At 40.3% G+C, this 17,319-nt stretch carries 15 protein-coding genes and 3 pseudogenes; 12 read left to right on the top strand and 6 right to left on the bottom strand.

The window, feature by feature from the left end:
• The 6 genes and pseudogenes from ACKTT2_RS16910 to ACKTT2_RS16885 form a co-directional block, all read left to right on the top strand.
• Positions 1–135 (top strand): annotated as a pseudogene (locus ACKTT2_RS16910) (histidine phosphatase family protein); the annotation flags it as partial.
• Positions 136–249: 114 nt separating this feature from the next.
• The gene (locus ACKTT2_RS16905; protein WP_407888921.1) at positions 250–1,806 is read left to right on the top strand and encodes an FAD-binding domain-containing protein; all 1,557 of its coding nucleotides are present in this window, start codon (positions 250–252) and stop codon (positions 1,804–1,806) included.
• A gap of 43 nt (positions 1,807–1,849) precedes the next feature.
• Positions 1,850–2,053, top strand: a complete 204-nt coding sequence (locus ACKTT2_RS16900; RefSeq protein ID WP_407888919.1) for a hypothetical protein — start codon at positions 1,850–1,852, stop codon at positions 2,051–2,053.
• A 122-nt stretch (positions 2,054–2,175) separates the two neighbouring features.
• Positions 2,176–2,481 carry a hypothetical protein gene (locus tag ACKTT2_RS16895; protein ID WP_407888917.1) on the top strand — a complete coding sequence of 102 codons (306 nt, stop codon included), beginning with the start codon at positions 2,176–2,178 and terminating at the stop codon, positions 2,479–2,481.
• 622 nt (positions 2,482–3,103) lie between these two features.
• Entirely contained in the window at positions 3,104–5,446 is a 2,343-nt protein-coding gene (locus ACKTT2_RS16890; RefSeq protein WP_407888915.1) for a WD40 repeat domain-containing protein, read from the top strand.
• Positions 5,443–5,649 (top strand): hypothetical protein, encoded by a 207-nt coding sequence (locus tag ACKTT2_RS16885; protein WP_407888913.1) that lies wholly within the window; start codon positions 5,443–5,445, stop codon positions 5,647–5,649. Before ACKTT2_RS16890 ends, ACKTT2_RS16885 begins: the two co-directional genes overlap by 4 nt.
• A 61-nt stretch (positions 5,650–5,710) precedes the next feature.
• Here ACKTT2_RS16885 and ACKTT2_RS16880 read toward each other — a convergent pair whose 3' ends face one another.
• The 6 genes and pseudogenes from ACKTT2_RS16880 to ACKTT2_RS16855 all read right to left on the bottom strand — a co-directional run bounded on the left by ACKTT2_RS16880 (position 5,711) and on the right by ACKTT2_RS16855 (position 9,123).
• Entirely contained in the window at positions 5,711–5,986 is a 276-nt protein-coding gene (locus ACKTT2_RS16880; RefSeq protein WP_407888911.1) for an SUMF1/EgtB/PvdO family nonheme iron enzyme, read from the bottom strand.
• A 170-nt stretch (positions 5,987–6,156) separates the two neighbouring features.
• Positions 6,157–7,230: an AAA family ATPase gene (locus ACKTT2_RS16875; RefSeq protein ID WP_407888909.1), complete on the bottom strand. Its 1,074-nt coding sequence runs from the start codon at positions 7,228–7,230 to the stop codon at positions 6,157–6,159.
• A gap of 144 nt (positions 7,231–7,374) precedes the next feature.
• Entirely contained in the window at positions 7,375–7,854 is a 480-nt protein-coding gene (locus ACKTT2_RS16870; RefSeq protein WP_407888907.1) for a VMAP-C domain-containing protein, read from the bottom strand.
• A gap of 6 nt (positions 7,855–7,860) precedes the next feature.
• Positions 7,861–8,697, bottom strand: coding sequence for an effector-associated domain EAD1-containing protein (locus ACKTT2_RS16865; RefSeq protein ID WP_407888905.1), 837 nt, complete (start codon positions 8,695–8,697; stop codon positions 7,861–7,863).
• Between the two features lie 25 nt (positions 8,698–8,722).
• Positions 8,723–8,935 (bottom strand): annotated as a pseudogene (locus tag ACKTT2_RS16860) (effector-associated domain EAD1-containing protein).
• A 35-nt stretch (positions 8,936–8,970) separates the two neighbouring features.
• A complete protein-coding gene (locus ACKTT2_RS16855) occupies positions 8,971–9,123 on the bottom strand; it encodes a hypothetical protein (RefSeq protein ID WP_407888903.1) in 153 nt (50 codons plus the stop codon).
• A 613-nt stretch (positions 9,124–9,736) separates the two neighbouring features.
• Here ACKTT2_RS16855 and ACKTT2_RS16850 point away from each other — a divergent pair.
• The 6 genes and pseudogenes from ACKTT2_RS16850 (at position 9,737) to ACKTT2_RS16825 (ending at position 17,033) form a co-directional block, all read left to right on the top strand.
• Complete coding sequence (locus tag ACKTT2_RS16850) at positions 9,737–11,188, top strand: alpha-L-fucosidase (RefSeq protein WP_407888901.1); 1,452 nt, start codon at positions 9,737–9,739, stop codon at positions 11,186–11,188.
• 285 nt (positions 11,189–11,473) lie between these two features.
• Positions 11,474–13,624 carry a glycine--tRNA ligase subunit beta gene (gene glyS, locus ACKTT2_RS16845; protein ID WP_407888927.1) on the top strand — a complete coding sequence of 717 codons (2,151 nt, stop codon included), beginning with the start codon at positions 11,474–11,476 and terminating at the stop codon, positions 13,622–13,624.
• Positions 13,625–13,707: 83 nt separating this feature from the next.
• Positions 13,708–15,201, top strand: a complete 1,494-nt coding sequence (gene murD, locus ACKTT2_RS16840; protein WP_407888899.1) for a UDP-N-acetylmuramoyl-L-alanine--D-glutamate ligase — start codon at positions 13,708–13,710, stop codon at positions 15,199–15,201.
• 208 nt (positions 15,202–15,409) lie between these two features.
• Positions 15,410–15,877 (top strand): annotated as a pseudogene (locus tag ACKTT2_RS16835) (Uma2 family endonuclease); the annotation flags it as partial.
• A gap of 37 nt (positions 15,878–15,914) precedes the next feature.
• Positions 15,915–16,106 carry a hypothetical protein gene (locus ACKTT2_RS16830; RefSeq protein ID WP_407888897.1) on the top strand — a complete coding sequence of 64 codons (192 nt, stop codon included), beginning with the start codon at positions 15,915–15,917 and terminating at the stop codon, positions 16,104–16,106.
• Between the two features lie 588 nt (positions 16,107–16,694).
• Complete coding sequence (locus ACKTT2_RS16825; protein ID WP_407888895.1) at positions 16,695–17,033, top strand: hypothetical protein; 339 nt, start codon at positions 16,695–16,697, stop codon at positions 17,031–17,033.
• The last annotated feature ends 286 nt before the right edge of the window (positions 17,034–17,319 follow it).

Raw genomic sequence — 17,319 nt, 5'->3', positions numbered from 1 at the left:
CGCTATCGCTATCGGGTGAATATTTTGGTCGCGTCGGTAAGTATGGTTAAATTTGACGTTCATGGCCCTTTGTTAGAAATATTAGGCGATCGCCATCATCTAAGCGATCGTATTCGCTCTCGTCTGGGAACATAATAGGCGTTAACCTTCTACTCATGACAGACAGCAAGTGGGGGAAACCCCCCAGCTAACGCCGTCCCACACCACCTGAAAAATGCCAAAATAGAGGTGGAGTGATAGTACTAATGTATGCACATTCTTTGGTTTCGACGAGACTTGCGGTTGAACGATAATGAAAGCGTTGCCAGGGCATCTGCCAACAACGCTCTTGTCCTACCCTGCTTTATCATCGACCCCTGGTTTTACCAGCAACCAGAGATAGGAAAAGCACGGGTCAGATTTTTATTTGAGTCTTTAGAAAATTTAGAGAAAAACTTACGTTCATTGGGCAGTCAACTGTATTTATTCGAGGGGAATTCAGTAGATATATTGCAACAACTTACTCAACAGTTAATTCAACTTGGACACAAACCCAAGCTCTACTTTAACCGAGACGTGCAAGTTGAGTATGGAGTGAGCCGCGATAGAGCGATCGCTAACTTCTACCAACAACTGAATCTGGAGTGCCACATTGGTCTCAACAACTTCTTACAGACAGATGATGCCCGAAGCGACCAGTGGTTTGACGAGTACTACACTTATGTCAGACAATCTTCACACTCAACGCCAATTCGCATTAACACCCCACAGTTATCGTTCAATCTACCCCAACTCACCTTCACCGAACTCAAACAAAAGTACAGTCATTTCTACGAAACAAAGCGAGTTTACTTTAAGGGTGGAGAAACACAGGCTGTTGCAACACTGAACTCATTCCTCACTAAAAGATTTCACGGCTATCACTGGAAACTCTCACGCCCCTGGTTGACACAACAAAAAGCAACGTCCCATCTATCACCACACCTTACTTTTGGTACAATATCAGTCCGGACAGTCTACCAACGCACGAAAGCGCGAGCAGCAGAACTGGCTGACCAACCAAAGGCGGAATTTTCCTTAAAGGCATTTCGCGACCGATTGCGGTGGCACGATAGTTTTACTCAACGGTTATACTTTCATCCCGAAATTGCTCATACCAATCGTTACCCAGAGTTTGACGAGTACTATAGACCCGATGAACTCAACCAACAGCAACAAGATTTATTTCATGCGTGGTGTGAGGGTTTAACTGGTTTTCCAATGGTCGATGCTAGTATGCGTCAGCTAAGAACGATGGGCTGGATGAATTTCCGTATGCGGGCAATGTGTGCTACTTTCTTAACCATCAATTGCGGTATCTCCTGGCATCACGGCGCACGCCACTACATGAATTATTTGGTGGATGGAGATTTGGCAATTGATAATTGGCAGTGGCAAATGCAATCAGGTATTACTAACCCTTTAAGTGAAACTTTTCGTATTTATAATCCTAATAAAAATATTGAGGAGAAAGACTCAGATTTGCGCTTTATCTACCACTGGATATCAGAGTTGTTAGGCTATAGTTTACCGGAAATTCTGCAAGGCAAATACATCGAACACGGTTTATATCCACCACCAATTCTAGATTGGTCAAAAACTCGCCTCGTCAACGGGAAAATTGTTTCTGACATTCGTAAACGGGTGAGAGAACGTTTACTAGTATCTGGTGGTGATGAGTTGGAAAGTGCTATTGCTACAAAAACAACCGTTGAAAAATACTTTGAGTCGAAAGATAAACAGTACAAGCACCTCAAGGAAAACGAGTTCCGTAATAGTAGTTCTTAGTATAGGAAAAGAGTTATGTCAAACTTAAATTGGAATATTAGAAATGAGGGGCGTGCGAGGAAGTGGTGAGTCAGCCCGCAGTTGTTACGAACTGGCACCTGAAAAGATAGAAATGATACAAGGAAAATTATTTTGGACGGACGAAGAAAGAATTACTATGTTAGCTTTACTACTAGAGAACGTCGGAGCCGATACGCCTTTAGGCGTTAAGCTTTGCTTAGCGAGCGGTAAGGCTTGGCGATCCTGAAGTCTGGCGAAGTGCCGTTGCTTTATTAGACAACTCGAGAAATAAATCATGAATCCAACAAACACAACCGCTTCTTTACCAGAAAAACCTTATTTCAATCGGCAACGATGGGACGTGTAACAATGCCACATAAGCAATACACGGAAGTCACGAAAGATGTGAATAAGCTCCAAAAGGAACGAAAGATAGATTACGCAAATACTCAGGCATATGCTGTAGCAATTGTTTGGTCAAATGAAGCAATACATGGAATGAACCAGTGGTTGAGCACTACACATCTAAACTTTTTACGAGAAGAATATGAAACTGTTGAAGAGAGAATGCCTTGTCAAGGTAACTGTCTACGTAATTTCAGTGTAAGAAATGCTCGCCGTGCTGTCGCCCATTGCCCTACACCACGTCTCCTCACTTTCCAGTTAAGTACTTAACTAGAAAAAGTTAGCCCCGTTAGAATGCGATGGAAGGAGCTTGTTTTCTGTCGCCAATTCTATAGATTCCTACCCTACACAGCTTACAAGCGATTCTAGAATAGTAAGCATATGTACTCAGCAGTAGGAGCGTTAAGTTACTTACTGTGGCAGTGTGCACAGTACTGCCCAAAATCGTCTCTTTTAGTATAATTTTTAGCTAAAATACCACGTATACCTTGTTTTCATAGTCAGCACGTAACAGAACATAGCTTTAACTTCATTTATCATCGCTTCACTGATAGAACCTAAAAGCTATGACTGTAGGAAAAAGAACCCCTGTTGAAAATATATTGCTATTACTGACAACTCTCGTAATTGTAGCAGCAATATTCACACGAATTCAGAAACAGACCAAATGTTATATTGGCGACTCAAATTGCGATCCCAAGGCTAGTGAGTGGCTTTCGTTTCCTTCAAGTGGCACAAAGTCATCACCGTAAGGTTCTCCGTAATAGCTCATAGAAGACCCCGTAGCTACAAAGTCATAAAATTTACAAAGAAATCTCCGGAAAACAATAAAGCTATCATTGAATTAGTATTAGTCAGTATTCAATAGTATTTATCTTACAGGCATCTGTTTATGGAGCCAGGATTAAAGTTACTCATTCAACTCGTACTAGAGTTTGCACCTGTTATTGCAAATTTTGTAGAAAAAAGAAACGAAGCTAGTTCCTCTATAACGAAATTTCCTCAGCCAGAAGAAATTAAACAAGTTATTGAGACTGTTAGCAATGTCAGTCAAAGCATTAGTTTTGGAAGAGAAGCCGAGCAAGAAAAAATTCAACAACAGCAGTTAGCAGTCTATAATCATAAAGCACAATTACAGATAGCAACGTATCAGCGTGAAACAGCGCTTAAGCTACCTGAAGTTAATAAAATTTTTGACAGTTGGCCTTTACGCTTATCACCTTCACAAATTTTAGAATCGCATTCTGAGAATAGACGCACTCCACTAAAAATCTTCCTTGCTCCTCCGAAAATTAAGTTTGACAAGTACGATCGCAGGGAAGAAGATATTTCAAATATGGAGTTAAAATTAGCGGAAGGATTGAGAGATTTTCTTAACAACTATTACTCGCTTCACGATCCTGTCAGACCTACAGAGTTTTTAGCAGGGGCTTGGGATAGCAAACGTTTTCACAGCGAATCTAGTATTAAAGCTTTATATGGAATGTTGAAAACAGAGCCTATTTTAATTTTAGAGTCTGAGGCTAGTGGAGATTACCTCAATTTTCGTATTGGTTACTGGGGGATTGGACAAGACAACTATTATTATAAAACAATTGCTCAACTACCGTTAAAAGAAATTGTTTATCGCTCGGCTAAAAACCGCGCTTTGGAGTGGAGAAGTATTAGAGATGAACTGATAGCGATGGGAGAAGATTTGGAGGAAATTCATATTCTCGGTCAAGATAATGCTGCTAACTTAGAAATTTTGGAAAAGGAGGAAAGATGGAAAGCGAAAGGAATTGACGTCAGTAAATTGTCTTTAAAATACCACGTGAATCGTCAAGATATTGAAAACCTTTGCCAGGTTTTAGTTACTTGTCACATTCTAGCAGCAAGTTGGGTGACTGATTCTTACCACTTAATTTATCATGACGTTTCTCCTCTATTACCAGAATTACTACCCAGCTTACTGGAAGATAATCTTGATGTGACAACGCTACAAGCGATCGCAACAGGTTACAAGCAACTTTACCAAGCTTTAGAGAGCGAACGCGATTACTGGGTTCCTGAATTAGCTTTGCAACTCGCTCAAAGTTTATCTCATTTAAGCGATCGCAGTTTGGCAAAGCAACAACTTGACTATTCCATCAATGCTTGGTTGAGATTGCGTCAAGTTTCTCCTCAGCTAGGAATTCATCCTATAGAAGAAATGCGATTGGCTGTGAGGGTAGAAGATGAAGAATATCTTAGCAAGTTAAAACAATGTTTTGCTCTGCTTGGCGATAAAGCAAGTATGACTTATGTTGAAGAGCTTTTGAATACAATAGCTAACCTGAAAGCACGACGAAAACAGGAATCTGCTTATTATCTGAGCTATACTTTAACAGGGCATTCTGACAAAATTACATCAGTTGCTATTAGTTCTGATGGACTAACTGTAGTGAGTGGCTCTGCAGATAAAACTATTAAGGTATGGAATCTTTCCACTGGCAAAGTTATTCGCACGTTAACAGGGAATATTGGAGAAGTTGCATCTGTTGCGGTTAGCTCTGATGGTAATTTTTTGGCTGTTGGTAGTTGCGAACATCCTAAAAGTAACGTTAAAGTTTGGTATCTTCCAACTGGTAAACTCATACACACTCTGCTAGGACATCAAAAACCAGTTAACTGTATAGCTATTAGCCCTGATGGACAAATATTAGCTACAGGTAGTAATAAGATTAAAATTTGGAACTTGCAAACAGGCGATCGCATTTGTACTCTTTGGCATTCATCTGTAGTGTACGATGCTGTCATTAGTTCCGATGGCACGATTTTAGCAAGTGGTAGCAGCGACCACAAAATTAGATTGTGGAATCCACGTACAGGAGACCCATTGCACACCTTTAGCGGACATTCAGGCGCTGTCAATTCGGTAGCGATGAGTTCAGATGGGTTACTTCTTGTCAGTGGTAGTGCTGATACAGCTGTAAAAATTTGGCATCTGGATAGCGGTCAAGTCCTCCACACTTTAAGTGGGCATTCCGATGAGGTAAAATCGGTAGCCATTACTCCTGATGGAAAAAGTATCCTCAGTGCTGGTGCAGACACAAGTATTAATATGTGGTGTTTGCAAACGGGAGAACTGTTACAAACTTTTTCCGGACATTCAGCAGTCGTGAATTCCATTGCCATAAGTCCAAATGGTCAATTTATTACTAGCGGTAGTTCCGATAAAACAATCAAAATTTGGCAGATCAACAGTGACCAGTGATCGGTAACCAGCGACCAGCGATCGCTTCTCCTGGCTCACAAAATTTTGATTCAGGTGGCAATTCCTCATCTTCTTTCTCTACGCTCTCAGCGCCTAGAAGGTTTAAAAGTAATTTATTTAACCGCCGAGACGCAGAGTACGCAGAGGTAAGAAGAGAGAGCTATTACAGCAGTTTTTACCTAAATGAACCACACCGTTGGTAGGGGCGCAATGCCTTGCGCCCCTACGGCTGTGGTCTATTTACCTGAAAATGGCTGTAATTTCCTAAAATGGATCGAGCAACTGTTCAGCGAAGCTTACCAAGCTACTCGACCTGTTTTGATTTTTGGATGCTATTGCTAACATCACTGGAACAGCTCTGGACTCTTCTATGTGCGCCCGACGATTCCCATCCATCAGTTCTGACAAGTGAAGAGCGCTCGCTCCGGAAACCACAACTCGAATACCGATGTTGTCGTTCCTGTTGTCCGGGTCGTTGTTGTTACGATACGCCGAACGGCAATTTTCAGGATTGTTGATCCACGAACCGCCACGCAGCATCCGGAAGTGTCTGTCCCATCTTCACTCTCTTGTATAAACAAGAGATGTGAATATCTTTTGACGTAACTGCCAAGTGTCTCCGTGCTTTAAGTGGGCTATCCAACTTTTTATGGAGCGAGATACGTCTTTAAATGTTATTCTACCTTGACTGTAGTCTTTTTGCATCTGTCTCAATCGCCGCCTTCCTCAAGAAATTCTGCCACAAGTTTGTCAATTTCGGGTGCAGCTTTTTTAAAATTGTCTTCGCCAAAGTGAGCTTTCACAATAGTTTTGAGGGCTTCTTCTTTGGGGTCTGGCATTTTTACCCGCAGACACCTCCGCAAAAACGCTGGTGGAAATTCCCGTTCTCCGTTACTGGTCATAATCACAATCGGAAATGCAGCACACTGTACCCGTCCTTCATAAATAGAAGCTTTTATTCCTGAGTCTTGCGTGCGAACTTTGACTGGTTGAGCTATACTGCAATTCTCTGTTTCATCTGAATCTTCAACTGGGTTAGCTGTAGTGCGATTCTCTGTTTCATCTGAATCTTCAACCTGGCGAACGAGTTCGGGAATTTCAAACATTCCCTCTTCAAAAAGATGCAAAAGGTCGTTAGGCAAATTAATGTCACTTTTATCAATTTCGTCTATCAATAGGACTCTGGGAAAGCGGGAAGGTAAAAAGGCTGTTCCCACCGCTCCCAATTGAATATAATTACCAATATTTTGGTCTTGTTTTTCTTGGTTTTGTTCTTTCGTTAGCTGTGAGTCTTGTAGTCTGGCTATGGCATCATAACGATAGAGTCCATCTTGTAAAGTAGACCGGGCTGTAATTGACCAAGTGAGAACCGGACCTAGTTTGAGTTCGTAAGCGATCGCATAAGCTAAAGAAGTTTTTCCCGTCCCTGGATTTCCAGTCACTAATAGAGGTCTGCGTAAGTATAACGCTGCATTCACCCCATTGACAACATCTTTCCACTCCTGAGTTGGTTCTTCTGTCCCATCTTTAGTAGCCGTATAAACACGGAAATTTGCTCCTTTTTTTCTACCTCGCTCATTTTCCGGCGAGTCAGCTAATGCTTGAATTGTCTTCCAACGTGCGTCAATTTCTTCCTCATCCACCATTTCAAGATTCTGAAACGTGCGCCAAGGAGGAGGTTCGGGAAGTTTTTCAATACTAACATCAGGATGTGAGTTCCCATCACCATAAAAATAGCGCCATTCTTCCGTCGTAGTTTTCTTGGTTTGCTTGACTCTTGCCATTGGTTTTAAAATTTAGTTGACTTAAATTGAGAGTTGCTTTATTATTTTTATTTTTTCAGGATCGTCACACCAAAATCCTAAATAATATTCTAAAGGTTTACTTTTCTTTGTTTCACAGTACGCTTTTCTACGAAGATGACAGATTTATTCAATTAAGTTTTGTAAATTGTTATTTAAATAATCTAATGTTAAGTAACAATCAATTTTCTCTAACTTTCGAGAACGAGAAGGTTTACATTTTATCCAGAAAGCAAATGGGACTCCTCCTCCTAAAACCGTTAGTATAAATTCTTGTTTGTCCGTACTGTTATTTAATAGGGGCTTAGTTAACTTTATTCCTATTTTACTTTTTAGTTTTTTCGTTAATTCATCCCGCTTTATATTTTCATTTACCGATTCAATATATTGATGAATAATGTTTTGATTCGGCTGTTTATCTAGTTTAGCTAAAATCTCCTTAAATCTTTTCCAACCTAGGTTTAAATTTCTGTAATTATGTACTCCTGTAATGCGATCGCTTGAATGTAAAACTACCTTAAAATCTTGTAAAAGTGCAATAGGCTCATCTCTATCATTTGTAATCTCCCAATTATCTATATCCTCATAAAGATATTGATATGGCAAATAGATTTATATAAGAGAATCCTCTGCGGAATGTTTTTCTATAAAGTATTTAATGATTTTATCTAATACTTTAGGAATTTCTTGAAAGGAAGAACATAAAATACCTTTTCTTTGTTTATTATTAACTGAGACTGATGAGCTATTGGTGTCTTGTAAATAATCTAAAGTCTTTGTAATTTCATTTTGAGTATATGCAGTTTCTATGCGAAAGAATTTACTTTCTGGATAGACGAAGAATAATAAATTATAATTGGATTCAACTGGTTGAGACTGAACATTAGAAATTTCTATTCCCAATCTTGAGGACACTTGATTTAACCAATTGACTAATTTTTGTGATTTATCGGTATCGCTATTATTAACTATATGTTCTACAAGTTTTATAATCCTAGGAACATTACTACTAGTGTTTGAATAATTTTCACATAGAATGTTTATGATATCATCTGTGCTTTTCACTTCATTTAATTCTACATTGTCTTCTTTCGCACCTTCTGGCAAAATTTCTAAAAAAGAAGATTTAACTGTACGAAAATTTCTTCCTTCAAGAATCGATTTCAAATTTTTTATTTCATCTTCTGTAATAGGATTTAAATAAGATTTTTTCAGCTTTATTAATTTAGGATTTAAAGGATTCTTTGCAATTGCAGCTTCTAAAAGTTGTCTTAGCTGTCCTTGAGCTTCAGCTTTGTCAATTAAACTATATACAATTTCCTTGTAATTGTTTCCCCCAGCCATTTGATTTAATTTCCAATCCAACTCATAGTCCAGCATCATTTCCAAATCTTTTATACTGCGAAAAGCGTCCATTAGAGCTTCATGAAGTTCTTGCTTTAGTCTCATTTTACTATATCTATATATCTATCAATTACAAAGAGAAATTTCTTAATTTAGAATGACCTAGTTTGGCTTTTTTAGCAAATTCTAAAAGTTGTCTTAGCTGTTCTTGTTCTTCAGCATACTCAATTAAATTAAATACAATTTGTCGGTAATTGTTTCCCCCAGTCATTTGATTTAATTTCTAATCTAACTCATAGCTCAGCATCATTTCCAAATCTTTTTCACTGCGAAAAGTGTCCATTAAAGCCTCAAAAAATTGTTGTTGTTGAGAACCTCCTAAATGAATTCTTTAATTTTATCTGTCAAGCGATCGCTACGAAATTTGCCAGCCGCTTCTGTAGGACGTTGATTGTCGGGAGGAGACTTTGTAACTCGTACAAGCTGCGAGTCAGGAACGTAAATGTGGTAAGTGTAGTAGTCGGCAGACATAAATGACTGTTTGAGCAAATAAAGCTAAATTAACGTACCGAAAGCAGCGATCGTTGTTTAATACAAAACTGCTGCCATTCATTCCTAACTCTTGCTTTAAGTATTAATACTTATTTGAGTAGGGATAATACCCGTGCCTTTTCGTCATGTTTAGAGAACGTTGGCAATATGAAGACTTCAGCAGTGTAACGAGCTACTACTTGCTTTCCGCTCTAAAATTACCAATTTTTGTTGGTGAACTCTAGCCCTACTTGCGCCTGTAGGTAATCTTCTGGCGGGAAAGGAGTCATTTCTTTACGCTGTAAATTTTAGTATACAGTAATTATGCATTTCTCAGGTTAAATGATTATCGATAGGTAGGAGAATGAGAGCCACAACAGCATGACTGCTGTCAACGCACCCTGTCATATGTTGGGACACCTTTTGTGTAGCGCATGAATATGCCGATAATCAGTCTTCATCACTGGTCACTGGTCACTGGTTACTGTTTGATAGGACGTTCGTCTATATAAATTAGATGGAAGCAGTGACCAGTGACGTTATCTGACTGTATTAAGCTATTTGCTTATCGAAGTTTCATTATACATTAAGAAAAGCGTAATAAACATTGATTATGTTCAACCATTTTGTACGTTTGCTGCTAGTTGCACTGACAATAATTATGATGATGAAACTGGCTACTTCTACTGTCTTTGCAAAAGAGCATCCTTACGAGCCGACAACTGAGTCGCTTTCACAACACGAAGTACCAGACTGGTTCAAAGATGCCAAACTTGGTATCTTTATTCACTGGGGGCTTTACTCCGTACCTGCTTGGGCACCACTAAGTGGTGAACTTAACGATGTGCTGGCAAAATATGGATGGGAATATTGGTTTCAAAACAATCCATATGCTGAATGGTACTACAACTCCATGAAGCTTGAGGGTAGCGATACCTACAACTATCATCGTGCAACCTACGGTGAAAACTCTACTTACGATGAATTTATCCCAACATTTAACGCAGCTATTACAAAGTGGAATCCATCTGAATGGGCAAAACTCTTTTCCAAAATAGGTGCAAAGTATGTCGTACTAACAACCAAACATCATGATGGCTTTCTACTGTGGCCTAGCAAAACCATTAAAAATCCAGAACGCATAGCGGCTCGTGACATTGTAGGTGAACTGACACAAGCAGTGCGTAACGAAGGTATGTACATGGGTTTGTACTACTCCAGTGGCATTGACTGGTCTATCCAAGATACGACAGTAACAAACTTTGACACCTTAAGTCAGGCGATTGTCCAAGATCCTGCTTACGCTGAATACGCTAACGCTCATTGGCGCGAACTGATCGATCGCTATCACCCATCAATCTTATGGAACGATCTTGGTTATCCGGTTATTGGAAACGCAAATGACGTTATTGCTTACTTCTACAATAAAGTACCATCAGGTGTCGTGAACGATCGCTTCGATCTGGGTGGGCGCTTAGGCTTGCACTACGACTTCTCGACACCAGAATACACTAACTTCACCCAAATTCAACCGAAAAAGTGGGAAAGTACGCGGGGTTTGGGTTACTCCTTCGCTTACAACCAAAACGACAATGACGAGAACACGATTTCGGTAGACAAACTGGTTGATTTGTTCGTTGATATTGTTAGTAAAAATGGCAACTTGCTGCTTAACATCGGTTCAAGTGCTGATGGCTCCATTTCCCAGTTGCAAATGGAACGTCTGCAAGGTTTGGGTCAGTGGTTAAGTGTAAATGGAGAGGCAATTTTTGGCTCTCGCCCCTGGATACGTGCAGAAGATGTGACCTCTGAAGGTATAGAAGTCCGCTATACGACAAACAAAGACAACTTGTACGCTATTTTGCTCGATACACCCATTGGTAACACGATTGCGATCCAAGGTTTAACTTTACCAAAGGATGCCGCGATCGAGATGCTCGGGATGGAAGAGGAACTTCAATGGCAGCAGGACAACGAGCATTTAGTTGTCACATTACCAAACTTAGAAGCAATGGAAAAATCACCCGCTTACACGTTCAAAATCAGTTCGATCCCGCAGGAATAAGGATAGAAAATAGGAGTTAAGCGGTTTGCCAATTCATTTTCTGCCATCTGCCCTCTGCCTTTTCAAGCTTGCCATTCGGCTTAGACTAGGAACGAGGGTACGCGGTGTTGCTAGATCCCCGACTTCTTCAAGAAGTCGGGGATCTGATAGTATATTGGGTGGATAATCATTGTGTAACGCAAAAGTAAGAAGAGATACAAAATTTCTTGCGATATACTGATAGACCATACTAATTATTTGTGTAGAAAAGTAAGAATAATGACAGAAAGTATTGAAAATAAGAGTATGAAGACGTTTTTATTAGAAGTTGGTACAGAAGAACTACCTGCAAGTTTTTTGAGCGATGCTTTGACTCAATGGCGATCGCGCATTCCAAAAACACTCTCAACCAACAGTCTTTCTTACGATTCTGTGGAAGTTTACGGGACTCCCCGCCGATTGGCTGTTCTCATCAAAGGTTTACCATCTCAGCAACCAGATAGAGAGGAGGAAATTAAAGGTCCACCAGCTCAAGCTGCATTCAAAGATGGAAAACCAACACCCGCAGCCCAAGGTTTTGCCAAAAAACAAGGTGTGGAACTTGATGCATTGGAACTTCGCGCTACAGATAAGGGGGATTTTGTCTTTGTACAGAAAGTTATTCCCGGTCGCCCAATTACAGAAATTTTGACAGAACTTGTACCGGAGTGGATTTGGAGTTTAGAGGGTAAGCGGTTGATGCGCTGGGGCGATGGAGATCAAAAGTTTTCTCGACCCATTCGCTGGTTAATCGCTTTGTTAGATGAGACAGTTTTACCAATTAAGTTAGAGAATGGTTCTGAGTCAATAACAAGCGATCGCATTTCACAAGGTCATCGCGTTTTGCATCCGCAACCAGTGACAGTGACTACAGCCACTGACTACGTTAACGTCTTGCGTTCTGCTTATGTTGTTGTAGATACTGAAGAACGGAAAAACACGATTACACAGCAAGTCAAAGAGTCAGCACAAAAGTTAGATGGCTATGCAGAAGTTTACCCAGATTTGTTAGAGGAAGTCACAAATCTTGTAGAATTTCCTTCGGCTGTTGTTGGTAAATTTGAATCTGAATTTTTAAACCTGCCAACTGAGGTGATTACCACTGTTATGGTAAGTCATCAGCGCTATTTTCCTGTTTTTAAGACAAGCGATGCTAAGGAATTGTTGCCAGATTTTATTACTGTTTCCAATGGCAATCCTGAAAAATCAGAAATTATCGCTAATGGGAATGAAAGAGTGATTCGTGCTCGCTTGTATGACGGTCGATTTTTCTACAACTCGGATTTAGAAAAACCATTAGAAAACTTCTTGCCTCAGTTGGAAAAAGTCACATTTCAAGAGGATTTAGGTTCTTTACGTGCGAAAGTAGACAGAATTAGTAGAATTGCAGAACAAATTACAGCACAACTGCAGTTAAAGGAAACGGAAAAAGAAAATATTTTAAGGGCAGCCTTACTTTGCAAAGCAGACCTGGTGACTCAAATGGTATATGAATTTCCTGAGTTACAGGGAATCATGGGACAAAAGTATGCGGCGGCGAGCGGAGAATCAGAAGAAGTAGCAACAGCTATTTTTGAACATTATTTACCTAGAGGGGCAAATGATATTTTACCCCAAACTTTAACAGGTCAAATTGTTGGTTTGGCAGATAGACTTGATACTTTAGTCAGTATCTTTGGATTAGGCATGATTCCTACGGGTTCGTCCGATCCTTTTGCCTTACGACGAGCGGCAAATGCTGTTGTTAATATTACGTGGGCAGCCAACTTACCAATTAATTTACAACAGTTACTACAACAAATTGCTGGAGATTTTGTTAAGGTACATAACAAAGACCAACAGCAGTTAGTGACGACTTTGGAAGAGTTCTTCTTACAACGGATTAGAACGTTATTACAAGAAGAGAAGCAAATCGATTATGACTTGGTGAATGCTGTATTGGGAGAAAATGACCCAGAATATGCAGAAAGGTCATTGAAGGATTTATTAGATGTTCGCGAGCGCGCTTTATTCCTTCAAGAAATCCGGAATGATGGGACGTTAGATAACATTTATGAAACAGTCAATCGCTCGGCTCGTTTAGCAACACAGGGGGATTTGGATACGCAACAGCTAGACCCCACAACTGTAGTTAACACTTCCCTTTTCCAAAAACCTTCAGAAGAAGCATTCTACAACAGCATTGTAGACTTAGTTCCTCAAACGCAAGCTGCTAAAGAGTCACGCGATTACAGGCAGTTAGTCACAGCGCTAGAGAAAATAGCTCCCACAGTCAGCACCTTTTTTGACGGTCCCGACAGCGTATTGGTTATAGACCCCGATCCTCAAATCAAACAAAATCGCTTAAATTTACTGGGTTTACTCCGAAATCACGCTCGTGTCCTGGCAGATTTTGGTTCTGTTGTCAAAAACTTATAGCACAATTTTCTGAAAAAATTGCGTAAAGATTGCTGATTAACGTTAGTATATGAGAGCTTGACCAGGGATACCTGCCACAGTCTATGCCAAGAGCTCATGTAATTGGATTAGGAAAGTCCGGTGTTGCAGCGGCAAGATTGTTGAAACGGGAGGGTTGGGAAGTAGAGCTAGGCGATCGCAATACTTCCCCCGACCTTCTCCGACAACAACAAGAGCTTGCCGCAGAGCAAATAGTCGTAAAACTGGGCTATTCTCTAGAACTCGATTCATCAAATTTACTCGAGTTAATCGTTGTCAGTCCCGGCGTGCCTTGGGATATACCTCCATTACTGAAGGCACGAGAAATGGGGATAGAAACTATTGGTGAAATGGAGCTTGCTTGGAGACACTTGCGATCGATCCCCTGGATTGCAGTCACGGGTACTAACGGTAAAACGACGACAACATCCTTAATTGCCGCAATTTTTCAAACGGCAGGCTTAAACGCGCCCGCTTGCGGTAACATTGGCTACGCAGCTTGTGAAGTTGCTCTGTCTTTTAAGAAGAGTGGAGAAGAAACTCTAATCCCCAATCGCCAATCCCCAATCGCCAATCCCCAATCGCCAATCCCCAATCGCCATTACCCCTTATCCCCAGAGGGGACCCCGAGTTCCCCAATCGCCAATCGCCTGGATTGGGTAATAGCAGAACTTAGCAGTTATCAAATAGAATCATCGCCTTCAGTGGCACCTAAAATCGGAGTTTGGACAACTTTTACGCCAGATCACCTCAGTCGTCATAAAACTTTAGAAAACTACTACAACATAAAAGCTCATTTGCTACAGCAATCTCAGTTACAAGTGTTCAATGGCGACGCTCCCTACTTAAGACAAGTGGGAGAAAAAGATTGGTCGAGTGCTTATTGGACAAGTATCGCCGGAAAAGAGAGTTTATTGAACTCTAAAGGTTACTATATTGAAGATGGTTGGGTTGTAGAAACAAAAGGTGGTGCGTCTTCAGAAGATGAACGCATAGTAGACGCATCGACGCTACGAATGGTAGGAGAACACAACCTGCAAAATCTGTTAATGTCCGTTGCTGTAGCAAGGTTAGCAGGAATTGAGAAAGATGCGATCGCTCGAGCTATTCGTGAATTTCCCGGCGTTCCCCATCGTCTCGAACATATCTGTACTTGGGAAGGTATTAGTTTTATCAACGATAGCAAAGCAACTAACTATGATGCGGCTGAAGTGGGTTTAGCCTCAGCGAACAGCCCGCTTATTTTAATTGCTGGTGGAGAAGCTAAAGCTGGTGACGATACAGGTTTTTTGGCAAAAATCAAAGCCAAAGCTGCCTTTGTATTACTGATTGGTAATGCAGCTCCTGGATTCGCTCAGCGTTTGCAACAAGAAGGGTATTACAGCTACGAGATTGTAGAAACAATGGATAGGGCTGTTTCCAGATCGGCAGAATTGGCAAAACAGTATCAAGCAGCAGTTGTACTGTTATCTCCCGCTTGTGCGAGTTTCGACCAATATGCCAATTTTGAACAACGGGGCGACCATTTCAGGCAATTGTGTTTGGACATTTCCAAGTAGGTTGGGTTGAGGAACGAAACCCAACATTTCATCGAATTATTGGGTGTCATTTCGGTTCTACCCAAACCACACAATACATTTGGCAATTTAAGATTTACTTTATAAATGACCTCTGACCTCCAGAATGTGGTAGGGGCATCCTTGCCCGTTCTTTATTAGTTAGACTGTACTTACCGCATTTCTTTACTCGTGTTGATTCCTCAATGCCATGTCTTTTGCTCAAGACTTAAATATCTCAGAAGAATTACAGTCAGAAGATGTTATATTTCCACCAAGTGATTTACTCAGTGATGAACCGCCCTAGGAAAGTGAACTGCACCTGCGGCAAATGATGCTGCTGATTCAATGTTTGGAATGGTGGTGGCGCGATGCTGCAAGGCAGCCGCTTCGCGAACGGCAAGATTTTTATGCTTGTGGCAATCTCACCATTTACTATAGCCCGCGTCAGCGCAAATCAGAACAATTTCGCGGTCCGGACTTCTTTGTAGTTTTAGGTACTGAGCGCAAACCGCGTACAAGTTGGGTTGTTTGGGAAGAAGAAGGTAAGTATCCTAATGTCATTGTGGAGCAGAACAAGAGCGACAACGAGCAGAACAAGAGCGACAAAAAGCTGAACGCATGGCACAGAAGTTACGAGAAATGGGCATCGACCCGTCAGTACTTTAATTCAAATCCACGGGTGGTATAGCGTTTCCTAGTTTGCTGAGGTACAAATGCATCAGCGTCGAGGGTGCGTGCATCTGCGGTTAATTCATATTCTGTACGTCATGAAAGTGGGAATTGCTATATATGAAGCTAAAACTCCGCTTTGTTTGACTGTTTGCAGCATTTCTCCACCATTAGTCTGCCGCATTGATTTAGACCAACTATTTGTCGCATTCTTTGTTCAAATTAATCTTAAATAAGAGTTTTCTTAATCAAGAGTATTGTAAAGTTTTGTAAAGGTTTCAGAAATTTTGCGTAATTACTTTGTAGCTGTCCGATAACTCATTAAATGCTGCAACAACAATCTATTTAAAACCCTGGGTTGTCAAATTCTTTTGCCTAACAGGGTTTTTACTTATTAGATAGGATAAATATAGCAATCCTATTTGATTTTTGAAATACACGTAGGTAGGGCAATGCCGCACAAAAGCTTTATTTGTGCGGCATTGCCCACCCTACGTTACTGTAAATTTATATAAATAATTTAGGTTTACTATATATGGAGAAAATATGAATTTTCTGTAAAGGAAGAGTATTACTAAGCTCGCTGCTCATTGACGATAATAGTTAAATTACGGCTTTTGGATATAGTACTGTATAAGCATTGTAAAGTCTTAGCAAAGTTCAGTAATTCACTTGATAATCTTTACTATAAGGTGGTAGAAAATTACTAAAGGATATCAATGTAAAGACAATAGTCAACTTGGAAAAACAAGCTAACTGTTTGTTTATTATTTGACATCTATTTTTTTTAGAAGAACATTTTTTGAGTAGGGGAAGATTGTAGTATGACAACTGAATCAAAGAATATATACTTATCGTTAGAAAATGGAAATGTTACAGATTTCAACCAAGAAATGACAACTGTATTGTTTCAGTCCTCAGACAATTACAGTGTCTTAATGAGTGTATTGAACAAGTACTTGCTGGCAGTGAAGCAGCACTTAGATCCAGAGATCAGCAATGAAGAAAGTGTTTTGCTCTTGGCAAGCTTGATTGAGAAAATGGCTGATTCTTTGCCCAGTTACTTGAATGATGAACCTAAAGAGAAAGTCAATTTTTTTCAGAAGCTCGGAGAAAAAATATTCCAGTTTAGATATTTGTTCGGGTGGCAATTGGTGAAGTAAAGTTTTTGAGTCTTTTTTAAGCAGGCAGAAGGTATAAGGCAGAGGAAGCATCCTTATTGGAAAAAACACGCCTACGATGTTCGTAATCGCGTCTATACAAGCTAAGTCTGCCTACGCAGACTAAATCTAAAGTCCACGTAGGTGGACTTTGTTTGTATAGCCCTAGAATTCTATTCTTGCAGGCTTTTACCAAAATGGAATGTCCTGAAGGCAGAAGGCAAAAGGCGGTACTATTAACTGAGTACTAACTCAAAGTCTTCTGTTGTCTGCCTTATCTAGCGTTTTG

This window comes from Scytonema hankhaensis NUACC26, assembly GCF_045865695.1.
GTDB lineage: Bacteria > Cyanobacteriota > Cyanobacteriia > Cyanobacteriales > Nostocaceae > Scytonema.
Note: the sequence above shows the minus strand (reverse complement) of the source record. Positions and strands in the feature narration are given on the sequence as shown.

Excerpts from the sequence above, each read along its gene's own strand:
- ACKTT2_RS16890 (WP_407888915.1), top strand. The coding sequence starts at position 3,104 with ATGGAGCCAGGATTAAAGTTACTCATTCAACTCGTACTAGAGTTTGCA.
- ACKTT2_RS16875 (WP_407888909.1), bottom strand. The coding sequence starts at position 7,230 with ATGGCAAGAGTCAAGCAAACCAAGAAAACTACGACGGAAGAATGGCGC.
- ACKTT2_RS16905 (WP_407888921.1), top strand. The coding sequence starts at position 250 with ATGCACATTCTTTGGTTTCGACGAGACTTGCGGTTGAACGATAATGAA.
- ACKTT2_RS16895 (WP_407888917.1), top strand. The coding sequence starts at position 2,176 with ATGCCACATAAGCAATACACGGAAGTCACGAAAGATGTGAATAAGCTC.
- ACKTT2_RS16855 (WP_407888903.1), bottom strand. The coding sequence starts at position 9,123 with ATGTCTGCCGACTACTACACTTACCACATTTACGTTCCTGACTCGCAG.
- murD (WP_407888899.1), top strand. The coding sequence starts at position 13,708 with ATGCCAAGAGCTCATGTAATTGGATTAGGAAAGTCCGGTGTTGCAGCG.
- glyS (WP_407888927.1), top strand. The coding sequence starts at position 11,474 with ATGAAGACGTTTTTATTAGAAGTTGGTACAGAAGAACTACCTGCAAGT.
- ACKTT2_RS16880 (WP_407888911.1), bottom strand. The coding sequence starts at position 5,986 with ATGCTGCGTGGCGGTTCGTGGATCAACAATCCTGAAAATTGCCGTTCG.
- ACKTT2_RS16900 (WP_407888919.1), top strand. The coding sequence starts at position 1,850 with ATGAGGGGCGTGCGAGGAAGTGGTGAGTCAGCCCGCAGTTGTTACGAA.
- ACKTT2_RS16825 (WP_407888895.1), top strand. The coding sequence starts at position 16,695 with ATGACAACTGAATCAAAGAATATATACTTATCGTTAGAAAATGGAAAT.
- ACKTT2_RS16865 (WP_407888905.1), bottom strand. The coding sequence starts at position 8,697 with ATGAGACTAAAGCAAGAACTTCATGAAGCTCTAATGGACGCTTTTCGC.
- ACKTT2_RS16850 (WP_407888901.1), top strand. The coding sequence starts at position 9,737 with ATGTTCAACCATTTTGTACGTTTGCTGCTAGTTGCACTGACAATAATT.
- ACKTT2_RS16830 (WP_407888897.1), top strand. The coding sequence starts at position 15,915 with ATGCATCAGCGTCGAGGGTGCGTGCATCTGCGGTTAATTCATATTCTG.